The sequence below is a fragment of the Gemmobacter denitrificans genome (assembly GCF_036964905.1).
In the GTDB taxonomy this organism is placed as follows: domain Bacteria; phylum Pseudomonadota; class Alphaproteobacteria; order Rhodobacterales; family Rhodobacteraceae; genus Gemmobacter; species Gemmobacter denitrificans.
The window spans coordinates 1-14,058 of the sequence record NZ_JBALHR010000021.1 but is presented as its reverse complement, the minus strand read 5'-3'; the positions used below and the strand labels follow the sequence as shown (position 1 = coordinate 14,058).

At 65.9% G+C, this 14,058-nt stretch carries 10 protein-coding genes; 6 read left to right on the top strand and 4 right to left on the bottom strand.

Annotated elements, in window-relative coordinates; all coding sequences use genetic code 11:
- The first annotated feature begins 25 nt into the window (after positions 1–25).
- On the top strand, positions 26–1,777 hold the full coding sequence (locus V6590_RS19415; RefSeq protein WP_335425364.1) for a hypothetical protein: 1,752 nt from the start codon (positions 26–28) through the stop codon (positions 1,775–1,777).
- A gap of 30 nt (positions 1,778–1,807) precedes the next feature.
- Here V6590_RS19415 and V6590_RS19410 read toward each other — a convergent pair whose 3' ends face one another.
- Together V6590_RS19410 and galE are read right to left on the bottom strand one after the other, a co-directional pair.
- Positions 1,808–2,614, bottom strand: a complete 807-nt coding sequence (locus V6590_RS19410; protein WP_335425363.1) for a calcium-binding protein — start codon at positions 2,612–2,614, stop codon at positions 1,808–1,810.
- 133 nt (positions 2,615–2,747) lie between these two features.
- A complete protein-coding gene (gene galE, locus V6590_RS19405; RefSeq protein WP_335425362.1) occupies positions 2,748–3,734 on the bottom strand; it encodes a UDP-glucose 4-epimerase GalE in 987 nt (328 codons plus the stop codon).
- 436 nt (positions 3,735–4,170) lie between these two features.
- On the opposite strand from galE, the gene V6590_RS19400 reads away from it, so the two are divergent.
- The 3 genes from V6590_RS19400 to V6590_RS19390 all read left to right on the top strand — a co-directional run bounded on the left by V6590_RS19400 (position 4,171) and on the right by V6590_RS19390 (position 9,703).
- The gene (locus tag V6590_RS19400; protein WP_335425361.1) at positions 4,171–6,840 is read left to right on the top strand and encodes a polysaccharide pyruvyl transferase family protein; all 2,670 of its coding nucleotides are present in this window, start codon (positions 4,171–4,173) and stop codon (positions 6,838–6,840) included.
- Positions 6,837–8,639: a glycosyltransferase family protein gene (locus V6590_RS19395; RefSeq protein ID WP_335425360.1), complete on the top strand. Its 1,803-nt coding sequence runs from the start codon at positions 6,837–6,839 to the stop codon at positions 8,637–8,639. Before V6590_RS19400 ends, V6590_RS19395 begins: the two co-directional genes overlap by 4 nt.
- A gap of 125 nt (positions 8,640–8,764) precedes the next feature.
- Positions 8,765–9,703, top strand: a complete 939-nt coding sequence (locus V6590_RS19390; protein WP_335425358.1) for a hypothetical protein — start codon at positions 8,765–8,767, stop codon at positions 9,701–9,703.
- Positions 9,704–9,747: 44 nt separating this feature from the next.
- Here the strand turns inward: V6590_RS19390 and V6590_RS19385 are convergent, their stop codons facing one another.
- Positions 9,748–10,404 (bottom strand): ABC transporter ATP-binding protein, encoded by a 657-nt coding sequence (locus V6590_RS19385; protein WP_335425357.1) that lies wholly within the window; start codon positions 10,402–10,404, stop codon positions 9,748–9,750.
- A gap of 13 nt (positions 10,405–10,417) precedes the next feature.
- The gene (locus V6590_RS19380) at positions 10,418–11,875 is read right to left on the bottom strand and encodes a KpsE/RkpR family capsule polysaccharide export protein (RefSeq protein ID WP_335425356.1); all 1,458 of its coding nucleotides are present in this window, start codon (positions 11,873–11,875) and stop codon (positions 10,418–10,420) included.
- 95 nt (positions 11,876–11,970) lie between these two features.
- Here V6590_RS19380 and V6590_RS19375 point away from each other — a divergent pair, with 95 nt between their 5' ends.
- Both V6590_RS19375 and V6590_RS19370 read left to right on the top strand, forming a co-directional pair.
- Complete coding sequence (locus V6590_RS19375; RefSeq protein ID WP_335425355.1) at positions 11,971–12,801, top strand: ABC transporter permease; 831 nt, start codon at positions 11,971–11,973, stop codon at positions 12,799–12,801.
- 295 nt (positions 12,802–13,096) lie between these two features.
- On the top strand, positions 13,097–14,056 hold the full coding sequence (locus tag V6590_RS19370) for an IS110 family RNA-guided transposase (RefSeq protein WP_335425354.1): 960 nt from the start codon (positions 13,097–13,099) through the stop codon (positions 14,054–14,056).
- The last annotated feature ends 2 nt before the right edge of the window (positions 14,057–14,058 follow it).

The following is a 14,058-nucleotide window of genomic DNA, read 5'->3' as shown; positions in this document are numbered from 1 at the left end:
GGATCGACACGGGGATCAGATATTCATGACACAGGACATCGAGGCGGCATTGGCCGATGCGGCGCGGCAGGCCCGGACCGGCCCCGCGCCCGGCGCAGAGCCAGGGGCAGGGGCGCAGGAATGGAACTCCGCCCATGTCGATCGCCTGATCCGGGAGGGCGCCCTGGAGGCCGCCGCCACCGCCATCGACACGACACTGGCCCGGACCCCGCAGCATCTGCCGGCCCGGCTGGCCCGGGTTCGCCTGACCCTGGCGCGCGGGCAAGAGGCCGAGGCAGAAGCCCTGGCCGCCGAGCTGATCCGCGAACGCCCCGAAAACCCCTGGACATGGCTCTGCCAGTTTCAGGTTCTGGCCAAGGCGCGGCGTCATGGCGCGGCGGTGGCGCTGTTCCGCGACGGGCTGGCGCGGCTGGGCCCGGGGCCCGATGCCGCCATTCTGGTGAACGGGCTGAATGCCCCGCTGCCCGCCTTTCCGGCCCGGGATCAGATCGATCTGCTGCAGGCGGCCTTGACCGTTGCCCCCGAGGATGGCCCGCTGCTGATCCGGCTGGCGATGCGGGCACATGCCAATGGCAACGGAAGGCTGGCGGTGGAGATGCTGGCCCGGGCCGAGCAGGTGGTGGCGACGCTGCCCGCCCATGCCCTGCGGCTGAAAGGCCAGCTTCTGCCGCTGAGCCATGGCATGGCCCGGGCGGCGGAAGAGCTTGCCAGACAGCGGGAGGGCGGTGCGACGGATGTTGAAACGCTCTGCCGCCTGTCGCGCTTTGCCGCCGCCGCCGGGCGTTTCGATCTGGCCCATCAGGCCCTGCACGAAACGCTGGAACGCCATCCGATGGAATGGCGCAGCCTCTACCGGCTCAACCGCCTGTTTCTGTCACAGGCAGACGAAACGCGGGTCTATGACCGGCTTTCGGCCTTGGCAGACGGGCCTGCGGTCTCTCCGGCCTGGCGGCTGCAATTCGGCCTGTTCGCCCTGCGGGCGGGCCAGACGGACAGCGGTCGCAAGGCGCTGGCCGAACTGACGACAGATCCGGTTCTGGGGGCCACGTCGCGCAGTCTGATCGCGGCGCTGGACGCGATCGGCCCGCCCCGGCCCCGTGCCGGGGTGCTGCAGGACCGTCACGTCCGGGTGGTTCGCCAGCCGGATGCCCGGGCCACGCTGATGCTGTTTGCAGGCTTTGCCGGATTCTGCCAGGTGCCGGATCTTCATCTCGACCGGCTTCTGGCCGGGTTCCCCGCCCATGTGATCTATCTGCGCGATCCGCATGGCCAGGCCTTCCTGCAGGGTATTCCCGAACTGGGCCCGGACGAGACGGCGATGCAGGCCGCGCTGGCCCGGCTTGTGGCCGATCTGGGCGCGCCGCGTCTGGTGACGATGGGCAATTCTGCGGCAGGCTATGCCGCCCTGCGCAACGGGCTGGCGCTTGGCGCGGATCGGGTCCTGTCCCTTGCGGGTTTCGCAACCCCGAGCGCGGGCGACCCGGACGATCCGGCCCATAGCCGGCAGGGGCTGGCCGATCTGTTCCCGGGCGATCTTGCCCGCTATGACCTGCGCCCGGCGCTGGCCGGGCAGAGCCGCACCCGGCTGGTGCATGTTCTGGGCGGGGCGTATCGGCCCGATCTGGCGCGCGCCCGCGATCTGGACGGGATCGCGCAGGCCGAGCTGCATGTTCTGCCCGGGGTGGACAGCCATCACGTCGCCCTGCATGCCATCGTGGAGGGCACGCTGCAGCGCCTGCTGGCCGAGGCGCTGACCGGGCCAGAGGTGCCGGGCTGACGCGCCGCAACAGCGCCCGCTGAAGGGGGATCAGCCGAAAAGGAAATCCTCGGCGCCGATCCGGGTCGGCTCCACATCTTCCAGCACCAGCACGCTGCGGCCCAGCTGAACCAGCGTGTCGTCGCCCCGGCCCCGGATGACCAGATCGTCCAGCGTGCCGCCCTCGATCAGGATACGGTCGCGGCCATCGCGGAAATCGGCGACCAGATCACGATCCCCGCCGGGGGCCAGGATGAAGACATCCGCCCCGCTGCCCCCGGTCAGCCGGTCAAGGCCCGATCCGCCGCGCAACCGATCATTGCCCGTCCCGCCCAGCAGCACATCCGCGCCGGCCCCCCCGGTCAGACTGTCATTGCCCGTCCCGCCCTGCAGCGTATCGTCGCCGCCGCGCCCGTCCAGACTGTCGCGCCCGGCCAGCCCCGCCAGCAGGTCACCGGCGGCCCCGCCGCGGATCTGGTCATGCCCGTCCAGCAGATCGGTCAGCAGGGCGCGGTCGTCGCGGCGATCCGCCGTGCTGCGCAGGGCGCGGATCAGATCCACCACCCCGAGGTCGATCGCGGAAATCTGCAGGCGGACCGCCCCGTCCTCTGTCAGCTCTCCCGAGACGATCCGCCCTCCGGTCAGGCGGCCCTGGGTGAAGCTGGCCCCTTCGACCGCCAGATCCAGCACAAGCGCCGGGGTGCCGGGCAGGTCCAGGCGGATGCGGTGGCCGGGGCCATCGGGGTCTTCATCGGCCCTGAGCGGCAGCACATCCCCCAGCATCGCCGGCAGGTCGAACCCCGCCAGATCAAGATGCAGCGGCAGCCGGGACTGGAGAGCGGCGTGAATCCGGGCCATGCGACAAATTCCTCCGTGCTTGAAAATACCTGAAATGCCCTGAGCGTACTGCGATCAGAGCCGATCTGGCAAGGTCAGGACGGGCACGGGAAAGGTTGGCGCAGGTGGGGCCACCGCCATCGGCACGCCGCCGTCAGCCGCGATAGCCCGGCCCCTGTGCCCAGGCCCAGGCATCGCCGATCATCTGCCGCAGGGTCGAGCGTTTCGGCTCCCAGCCCAGTTCTGCCGCCGCGCGAAGCGACCCGGACACCAGCGCCACCGCATCGCCCGCCCGGCGCGGGCCCTCCACGATGGGCACCTCGCGGTTGGTGACAGCGCGGGCATGATCGATCACCTCGCGCACGGTGAACCCCGTGCCGGTGCCCAGGTTGAACACCCGGTTGCCCTTGCCCGCCAGCAGCCAGTCGAGCCCCAGGACATGCGCCTCGACCAGATCCATCACATGCACGTAATCGCGCAGGCAGGTGCCGTCGCGGGTGGGATAATCGCTGCCAAACACCGTCAGCGCCGGGCGCTTGCCCGCCACCGCATCCAGCATCAGCGGGATCAGATGGGTTTCGGGCACATGCTGTTCGCCGATCTCGCCTTCGGGATCGCAGCCCGCCACGTTGAAATAGCGGAAGATCACATGGTTCAGGCCATGGCTTTCGCCGAAATTCACCAGCATGTCCTCGATGGCGCGTTTCGAGGCCCCATAGGAATTGATCGGCTTCTGTACCGTCTCTTCATCCAGCAGCACGCCATCCTGATCGCCATAGGTGGCGCAGGTTGACGAGAAGACAAAGTTCAGACAGCCCGCCGCAATCGCCCCCTCGATCAGGTTCAGCGCGCCCATCACATTGACACGCCAGTATTTTCCGGGGTCCTTCATGCTTTGGCCCACCAGGCTCAGCGCTGCGAAATGCAGCACGGCCACGGGGCGGTATTGCGCGAAGGCGGCATCGACATCGGCGCGGTTCATCAGGTCGCCCTTGAAGAAGGGGCCGTATTTCACCGCCTCTTCCCAGCCGGTGTTCAGATTGTCGAAGGTCACAGGCACGAAGCCCGCAGCCTTCAGCACCTTGCAGGCATGGGCCCCGATATAGCCTGCCCCCCCGGTGACCAGAACGGTCTGTGCCATCTTTGCCTTCCCTCCGGTCAGGGGGACCCATGCCCCCGGACCCTGTCATACGCTCCTTGCAAAGGGCCCCGTGCGCAAGACCCCCGTGCGAATTCCGGCCCGGCTTAGCCCAGAACCACCGGACATACAATTCCGGCCCCCTGCGCCGGGCCGTCGGCAGAACACCTGACAGGGCAACTGGCAGGCCCCCGATGCACCCCAGCCCCGGCCCTGCCCTACATTGACGCTTGGGCCCAATCTGCATAGAGAAAGCCTGCGCTGCGAGTCCCGGGAAGAGAATGCGGAAAGATGGCCCTGTTTCCTCATCGAACCCGATGCGCGCCGCGTGGCGGGCCGGGATCTTGACCCGGCGTTCAACCGCCCTTTCCTTACCATCTTGCCCCCGGGTGGCATCCCGCCACCGGATACAGCCATCACGCAGCCGAGGAAGCCGCATATGACCGCGCCGGAACAGACTTATGACGTTGGAATTCTGGGCTGGTGGTACGGCAAGAATTACGGGTCGATCCTGACCTATTACGGGCTGAACCGCGCGATCGAGGAACTGGGCTTTCGCACGCTGATGGTGCATGAGGCGCTTGGCTATAATGGCTATCGCGTGCTCTGGCCCGACAATATCCTGTCGATGGATTTTGCCCGGCGCGTGGGCTACAGCTATACCCAGCAGGTGCATTTCTCGGAACTGCCCGCGCTCAATGCCCGGGCGCGCACCTTTGTCGTGGGGTCGGATCAGCTGTGGAACCCGGTGATCGGCCGGGTGAATGACGATCTCTTCCTCGATTTCGTCGGCCCCGAAAACCGCCGCGTCGCCTATGCCACGTCCTTTGGCAATCGCGGCACTGCGAAGTTCAAGCCCGATTTCGTGGCCAGGCACAGCGCCAATCTGCAGAAGTTCAGCGCCATTTCCGTGCGCGAAGGCTATGCCGTCAACACCGCACGCGAGGTGTTCGGCGTCGAGGCCACCCAGGTGGTGGACCCGGTCTATCTGCTGCCCACCAGCGCCTATGAGGCGCTGGCCGACATGGCCAGCGTGGAGGTGTCGGGCGATTATCTGGCGGTGTTCTACCTCGATCCCAATCCCGAAAAGCGCAATGTCGCCCTGGCGCTGGCCCACCGGCTGGGGCTTGACCGCATTCTGGTCATCCCCAATCCCGATGGCGGGCGGGCGGTGACGGAAGAGCTTTTCGCCGATCCGCGTTTCGAGATCCTGGAAGAGGACGCGCCGGAAAACTTCCTGCATGCCTATCGCAGCGCCAGCTATGTGGTGACCGACAGTTTCCACGGCACGGCCTTTGCCACCATCTTCGGCAAGCCCTTCTCGTCGATCTACAACACCCATCGCGGGGTGGACCGGTTCAAGAACCTGCTGAACTGGATGGGCTTTGGCGACAGCCGCCGCCTGCTGGAAACCGATACCGCCGAAACCCTGGCCGCCAATCCGGGCCTGAGCCTGACGCTGGATTATACCCAGGCCAATGCCCGCATCGCCGAGGGCCGCGCCCGGTCGCTGGCCTGGCTGCAGGCGGCGCTGACCGCAGAGTCGGGCGCCACGGCCGCACTGGCTCCTGTGGTGGCTCCCGAAGCGGCGCCCGGGGCCGCATCGCAGGAAACCGGTACAGAAGCGCCCGGCTTCCCCCCCGCCACGGGATTTGGCGCCAGCAACGACGCCTGGCAGATCAGCGCCCGCGATGGCGGCCATGATCTGACCGTCGCGCCCGGGGGGGCGGTGCGCGGCAATCAGGTCTGGTGCGATCTGCCCGCGCAGCCCGCGCCGGGCAGCCCCTGCCGTCTGGTGCTGGACTGGGTGCTGCGCACCAATGCCCCGGCGGTGAACCTGCATCTGCGCGATCCTGCCAGCGGCAAGTTCCACGTTCTGGGCCCCGTCCTTGTGGAAGGACGGGTGAATGTGGCACGGCGCGACAGCTTCGATTTCATCATGCCGCCGGGGGGCTTCAGCCAGTTCATGCTGGGGGCGGTGCATTTCACCGGTCCGCAAGCCGGAGCCACGATCACCGGTTTGGCCCTGGAAGCGATCACCCCGGCCGAGATGAAGACGCCCGCCGCCAAGGCTGTGGCCAGGCCCAAGGGCCCCAGCCATGCCGAACTGGCGCTGAAACTGGCCCTGGATGACAATGACCGCTTCGTGAAGGCCCATGCCGGGGCAGGCAAGTCTGTCACCAGCGCCCGCGCCCGGCTGATGTTCCATGCCCATGCCATCGAAAAGGGCCTGAGCCGGCTGGATTTCCGCGGCGGGTTCGGCAAGATCTCGGTCCCGGCACTGGCGCGCGAGATGAATGCCTGGCTGGGGGCCGGGCGCGATCCGCAGGATGCGTTCCTCGCGACGGCCGCCTCGGTCATGCAGGCCTATTTCGACCGCCACCGCCGGATCAATGTCGATGTGTCCGATTTCCGGGCCCTGTTCGGCGCCCCGGCGCTGGCGCGGATCGAGGCTGCCGCCGCCGCCGAAGGCGGGGTGCTGGAGGCCGCTGCCGACCGGGAACCCGTGCCGGATGTGAACCCCGACGCCCGTTTCCTCGATGTGGTCTATGGCCGCCGCAGCATCCGCGATTTCACTGCCCAGCCGGTGGCCGAGGCCGATATCGCCCGGGCAGTGCAACTGGCCATGCAGGCCCCTTCGGTCTGCAACCGTCAGGCCGGGCGGGTGCATGTCTTCTCCGATCCGGTGCGCATCCAGGCCGCGATCGACATTCAGGGCGGGTTTGGCGGCTATAACACGCCGCCCCGGCTCCTGCTGGTGACCGCCGATCTGAACGCCTTCCTCTTTGCGTCAGAACGCAATCAGGCCTTTGTCGATGGCGGTCTGTTCATGATGGGGCTTCTGCTGGGGCTGCAGCATGTGGGCCTGGGCGGTTGCCCGCTGAACACCGCGATGAATACCGAACGCGAGATGGCGCTGCGCAAGCTGCTGGATATCCCCGACAGCGAGGTCTTCATTTCCTTTGTCGCGGCGGGCCATTACGACCCGGCGATCCTGACGCCGCGCTCGCGTCGCATCGGGGTGGAGGAAGTCATGCGCCGCCATGACCTGCCCGCCGACCCGCCTGCCACAACGCCTGCCGCCCGCCAGGACGAGGCCGTGAAGTGACGCAAGCCTCCCAAGCTGCGGCCTTTCACGCGCTGCAACCCGCGATCTGGCCCGAGGCCGGCATCTCGACCGAAACCGTGCCCTATGTCACCCTGCACGGGGCCTGCGCCACCTCGCTGGCGCAAGGCGGGGTGACCTTCGCTGCCGGGGGGATGATTTCGGTCGATGGCTATTTCAACCTGTTCAATCTGGGCAAATGGCGCGACTGCTGTGGCGGCATGCCGCTGGCGCTGCAATTGCGCGGTCAGGGGCGGTTTCAGCTGACCGTCTGGCTGGCCAGCCGCGAACGGTCCTGGGAGCGCATCCATTGCGAACCGGTCACGCTGGCGGGCGAACTGGTGCTGCCGCTGGATCTGCAGGCGGCCACCCTGCCCCGCAGCCTGCTGTTCTTCGACCTGATGGCGCTGAGCGAGGGCGTGCTGGACGATTTCGCCTGGGGCACGCCGATGCCGCCGCGCCAGACGCCCGATCTGATGCTGTCGGTCACCACCTTCCGGCGCGAGGCCGCCGTGGCCGATACCGTGGCGCGCTTCCGCTGCTTCCGCGCCACATCGCCGCTGCGCGACCATATCCGCATGCTGGTGGTGGACAATGGCCAGACGCTGACCCTTGCGCCGGGCGATGGTGTCAGCATCCTGCCCAATGCCAATCTGGGCGGGGCGGGCGGATTTTCGCGCGGGCTGCTGGAGGCGCGGGCGACCGGGGCCACCCATTGCCTGTTCATGGATGACGATGCTTCGGTGCATATGGGGGCCTTCACCCGCACCTGGATGCTGCTGGCCTATGCCACCGATCCGCGCATCGCCGTGGCGGGGGCGATGATCAACGAAGCCCATCGCTGGCAGATCTGGGAAAACGGCGCCGTGTTCAATGGCGGCTGCCGCCCCCTGTTCCATGGCACCGACCTGCGCAACCGCAACTGGGTCTTCGACATGGAATTCGACACCACCGGCCCGATGCCCGAGGGCCATTATGCCGGCTGGTGGTTCTTTGCCTTCCCGGTGGATCAGGCCCGCCACATGCCCTTCCCCTTCTTCGTGCGCGGCGATGATGTCAGCTTCTCGCTGGCCAATGACTTCCGCTGCGTGTCGCTGCCCGGGGTGGCCTCGTTCCAGGAAAGCTTTACCGACAAGGCGGCACCGCTGACCTGGTATCTCGACCTGCGCAGCCATCTGGCCCATCACCTGAGCCTGCCGGACAAGCAGATCGGCGCGGGGCGGCTGATGCGCATGGTGGCGGGGTTCTACCTGCGCACCGTGCTGCGCTTCCATTACGACAGTCTCTCGGCCGTCAATCTGGCCATCGAGGATGCGCTGCGCGGCCCGGCCTTCTTTGCCGATCATGCCGACATGGCCAGCCGTCGCCAGGACCTGAAGGCGATGACGGTGACCGAAGCCTGGCAGAAGCTTGATCCCGCCGAACCGGTGCCGAAGGCCTGTCACGGGCGGCTGTCGCGCTGGAAGCGGGCGCTCATGCTGTTCACGCTGAACGGCCATCTGCTGCCCCTGGCCAACCGCTTCGGCAGCGATCTGGTGATCGAGGCAGCGCATCGCGAAAACCACCGCGAAGTCTATGGCGCCCGCCGGATCACCTATCTGAACGCGACCCGCACCGCCGCCTATACAGTGGTCCGCGACCGGGGCAGGTTCTGGCGCGAAAGCCTGCGCCTGGCACGCAACAGCCTGACCCTGTGCCGCCGGTTGCCGCAACTGCGGGCCGAATGGCAGGGCAATTATGCCGGGCTGACCTCGGAAGGGTTCTGGAAAGAGAAACTGGCCATCGCAGCCGACCGGGCCTGACCCTTCGGGGCCGGATGCCCGGCGGACAGGATGTTCCGGTCACAATGAATTACGTCAGCAAGATCGCCGCACCACATGATTTCCGTGCGATCCGGATTGAGCTGAGAGAGGACAAAGGACGAAAGATGCGGACGATCTGGCTTCACATCGGATCACACAAGACTGGGACAACGACCCTGCAAAGCGCATTGCGGGCGGCCGAGCGCCAAAACGCCCTGAAGGGGATGTCCTATTGCCACCCGGTCGGCAAGATCAACTCCAACGCGCTGGTCAATGTCCTTGGCAAGGGCGCAGATACGCGCTGGACCTTGAACCCGCTCATCCTGAAGAAGCGGATTCCCGCGGAAGGCGATTGCATCATTTCTGCCGAGCGTCTGTTCTGGCTGGATGATCCGGCTGAAATCGGCCGGATCGCGAAAATACTCCGCCGCCGCGGCTTTGATCGCGTCAAGATCGTGGCCTATCTCAGACGCCAGGATCTTCTGGCCGTTTCCTTCCGCAAGACGACCGTCGCAACCCAGGTCGGACGGCGTTTCTTCGGCGACAGGATTGGTGCCTTCCCCGAATATCAACCGCATATGGACCGGTATTTCTGTTACGCCGAAAAGCTTCAGCTCTGGGAAGACGTGTTCGGCGCCGAAAATGTCCTTGTCCGCAGATATGACAAGAAGGATCTCGTCGGCGGAGATACGGTGACGGATTTCTTCAGTCTTGCCGGGATTGACGCCAAGATCGCGGTCAAGGAACAGAACACCAAATGGAACCGCAGCCAGTTGCTGGTCGGGATGTGGCTGCAGGCCAGAAACCACGATTGCAAGGATGTGCCCAGGATCATCGCCGATATCGAGGATGATCAGCAGCTCATGCCGTCGCGCTCCGAGGCCATCGCCTTCATGCAGCGCTTTACCGCGTCAAACGCCTTGCTGGCCCGGAAATACGATCCTGCCGGCTTGCCCGGATATTTCGATGACGATTTTTCGCGCTTCCCGGAACAGGGCAATGACAGTCTCTCGACACTGACGATCAGTCTGGACGAAATTGAAAAGCGCCTGAAACCGGCATGACCCGACGGATGCAGGGCCCTGCGCAGCCCTGCATCCGCCGCCTGTCAGACATCCATCAGGCGCTTGTGGACGGCAATCGCCTCGTCCAGATCGTCAAACACATGCAGCCGGCCATTTTCCAGGATCAGGCCGGCATCGCAATAATCGCGCAGCGCGCCCAGATCATGCGCCACCAGGATCGCGCCCGATTGCGCCATGCGGTCGCGGAACACCGCCCGGCTTTTCTTGCGGAAGCGGGCATCGCCCACTGCCGTCACCTCATCCACCAGATAGGTGTCGAACCGGATCCCCATCGAGGCACCAAAGGCCAGACGCGACCGCATGCCCGAGGAATAGCTGCGCACCGGCATGTGGAAATGGCTGCCCAGTTCGGCGAAATCGGCGACGAAATCCACCAGTTCCTCGGTATCCACCCCATAGACCCGGGCCAGGAAGCGCACATTCTGCGCCCCGGTCATTTCCTTGTGCAGCGATCCGCCCAGGCCCACCGGCCAGCTGATCGTGCCATCCGACAGGATGCGCCCGCTATCGGGCTGGATCGTGCCCGCCACCATCTGCAAGAGCGTGGATTTCCCCGCCCCGTTGCGCCCCAGCAGCGCCAGCGACTTGCCGGGCGGCAAGGTCAGCGTCAGATGATCGACGATGACCTTGCGCCCCGCGCCGATGCGATAGCTCTTGCACAGATCGACAAAGCGGATCATCGCCCTGCCCCGGTCAGTTGCGGTCGCGGATGCTGTAATAGATCAGCGCCCCGGTGGCCCAGATCAGCGTCAGGAACAGCGCGGCCAGCCCCGACAGCACAAGGCGCTGCGGGAATTCGGCGGTCTGCGGCAGGGTGGGCGTGATATAGGGCGCCAGATACAGCGTCTGGCGCGAGGCATTGGCGCGGGCCACATCCACCGCCGCCAGCGCGGCGCGATAGGTTTCCTCGGCAAATTGCAGATCGACCGTCAGGCTTTCGAATTCGGCGATCAGCGCCGGATAGGTCTCGCCCGCGATATTGGTCTCGCTGTCCGAGGCGAAGGTCGCGCGTTCGGCGCCGATCCGGTCGCGGATCACCTGAATGCGGCGGGCGGCCTGATCGCGGCGCGGATCGCCCTCCTGGGTGGTGGCCAGCACGATGTCATTGTCGATCAGCGCCTGGGCCAGTTGCTGCTGCAGATTGTTCAGCACCCCCATCCGGCCCTGGATATCGGCGGCGGGATCAAGGATCTGGGTCCGGGTGCGGAAATTGCTCAGCGCCTCGCGGGCTGCCTTCAGCCGCTGCAACCCGCTTTGCAGATCTTCATTGGCATAGCGCATCACATCGGTGCGGGCCTGGATGTTCAGATCGTTGATCCGGTTCTGGCTGGCCTTGACGATCTCGTCGGCGATGCGCTGCGCCTCCTCGGCCCCGAAGGCCAGAACCCGCAATTCGATGAGCTTGCTGGACTGATCATAGGAAATGCGCACCATGCGCGACCAGTACCAGTGCAGATCCTCGATCGTCGGATCGGGCCAGAGCGCCATCAGCGGATCGCCCGGCCAATGCACCGAATAGAGATCGCCCAGCCCGATCCGTTCGTCGATGACGGCAACGATTTCCTGGCTCTGGATATATTCGTACAGGATATCGGTTTCCGAAGTGCTGCCTGATCCCGCCAGACGGGCCAGCCCGCCGATCAGTTCGGTGGAAGATCCGGTGCCATCCTCGCGCCGGACGGTGAAGCCCACGGTCGAGGCATATTGATCCTCGGCCACGGAAAACAGATAGGCCGTGGTCGCCAGCAGCGGCAGCAGCACCAGCAGCAGAAAGCTGAGCAGGATGCCGCGATGACGGCGATGCAGCCGGGCGGGGCCGGCGGGCGGGCGCAGGTCGGCCCCCCGGGCCGCGCGTCCGGCGGGAAGGGCGGCAGGCTGCGCCGCGGGCGGCATGTCGGGTTCTGCCGCATCGCCTGCCTCTGCCGGAGAGGGCACATCAAGGCCGGGCGGTAGGGGGGTGCCGTCCCGCAGATGGGCGGCAATCGCCTCGATCCGGGCCTCCTGGGCGGGATCGGTCTCGATCTCGGGGCGGCTGGCTGCGGCAGCCTTCAGACCACGACGGGGCAGGGTTGCGGCCTTGCTGCGGCCGGATGCCAGCGGACGGCGGCGCTGACCGGTCTTGGCTGAACGCGGGGTTTCGTTATCCTGCAATGCCTTGCCTTCAAGGTAAACCGGTTTGATATCCGTTGCGCCCTTCTACATAATGACCCGTTGAAATACCAGCACGCACATGGATCGCCCCCCGGATGCTCCCTGCCCCCCCTTCCCCCGATCCCGGCGCGCTGCCCGACTGGCGGCGGCGTGCCCGGCGTGACGGGCTGGCCACCGGGCGCACCATCCTGGCGCTGATGCTGCGCGAGATGAGCACGCGCTATGGCCGTTCCCCCGGCGGCTATCTCTGGGCGGTGATGGAGCCGTTGGGCAGCACGCTGATCATGGCGCTCGGCTTTGCGCTCGTCATGCGCCACCCGCCGCTGGGCACCTCCTTCATCCTGTTCTTTGCCACCGGGATGCTGCCCTTCACGCTTTACAATGCGCTGGATACGGTGGTCGGACGGGCGCTGAACTATTCGCGCGCCCTGCTGATGTATCCGGCCGTGCGCTGGATCGATGCGGTGCTGGCGCGGTTCCTGCTCAACCTGCTGACCAAGCTCGTGATCATGCTGCTGGTGCTGGCGGGGGTACTGGTGGCGACCGACACCAGCAGCGTGCTCGATTTCGGGCCGATCCTGGCCGCGGTGGCGCTGGCGGCCCTGCTGGGCCTGGCCACGGGCCTGGTGAACTGCGCGCTGGAAGGGTTGTTCCCGGCCTGGGGCACGATCTGGGCCATTGCGACCCGGCCGCTTTTTCTCGCCTCGGGGGTGGTCCTGCTCTACGAGGATTTGCCGCGCATCGCCCAGGATGTGCTGTGGTGGAACCCGCTGCTGCATGTGATCGGGGAGTTCCGCACGGGCTTCTATCCGATGTATACCGCCTCCTATGTCAGCATTCCCTATGTGGCGGGGGTGGGGCTGGCGCTGCTTGCGCTTGGGGTCATGCTGGTGCGGCGCCACCACGTCACGATCCTGCGCGAGTGACAGGGCCACCGGGGACACCTGCCACAGCAGGACGGCAGCCTGTTCATCCGGCCCCCCGTCACGCCACCGTCAACGGGTCAGGCAGCGCAGGCGAAAGATCGGCTGACCCTTCTGTATCTAGGTTCTGCTAGACTGACCCCGTCACCGACCCCTGCCAGGGTCAGTGACGGGGTGGTGCGCGACGTCTGACCCTTGTGGCATGACCACGTTTTCTAGCCTGTCGGCACCGCCTCTCTTCATCGTCTCGAACAGTTGATTGCGGCCTTGCAGGACCGCGCACCAGAAGGAAGAGAGCATGGACAACCTATCACATGGCCGCGTTATCGGCATAGATGTCAGCCGCGACTGGCTGGACCTTCATTGCCTCCCAGATGGGCATCGCGCCAGAATGCCCAACGCCCCGGCGGGTCATGCTGCCGTAGCGGATCTTGCCAGAGACCGAGACGCCGTCGTCTGCTTTGAATCGACTGGCGGTCAAGAATGGCAGCTCTGGGCGGTTCTTGAGGCAGAAGGTATAGCCGCCCGCCAAGTGCCCCCGGCTCAGGTGAAGGCGTTTGCGCAAAGCCGTGGCACACGCGCCAAAACCGACCGGATTGATGCCGAGCTCATCGCCCGCTTCTTCGCCTTCCGGCCCGAAGCAGGCCGCCGTCTTCCAGCGGAAAAGCTACGCCTTCTCAGAGCTTTGACGATCAAGAGAGCGCAGTTGGTCGAGATGCGTAAACGGCTGCTGGCCCAAATCCGTGCGCATCAGAAGCTTGGCACCGCCATGATGTTTGAGGACGTCGACACCGAGTTGAAGCAACGGATCGACAGCCTTATCAAGGCACTGGAAGACCGGATCACCCGGGCCATCGCGAGCGATGAACGCCTGTCGGAGACCGCCGATGTTCTCCGTTCCATCCCGGGGATCGGCCCAGTTGCGAGTTCAATGCTGGTCGCAGAAATGCCCGAGATCGGCACCATCACCGGCGAACAGGCTGCCGCACTCACCGGTTTGGCGCCGGTCGCGCACGACAGCGGAACCCTTCGCGGAAAACGAGCCATCGCCGGGGGTTGCCGTGCCCTGAGGCACGTGATGTTCCAGGCAGCGTTGGTCGCGGCACATCACAACCCACGCCTGAGATCCTTCGCCGATCGCCTCCGCAGGGCCGGAAAACCGCACAAAGTAATCATCACCGCCGTCGCCAGAAAGCAGGTCACCATCGCCAACGCGCTGTGCAAGAGCCGTCAAAAATGGACCGCCGCGACGGTCTGATA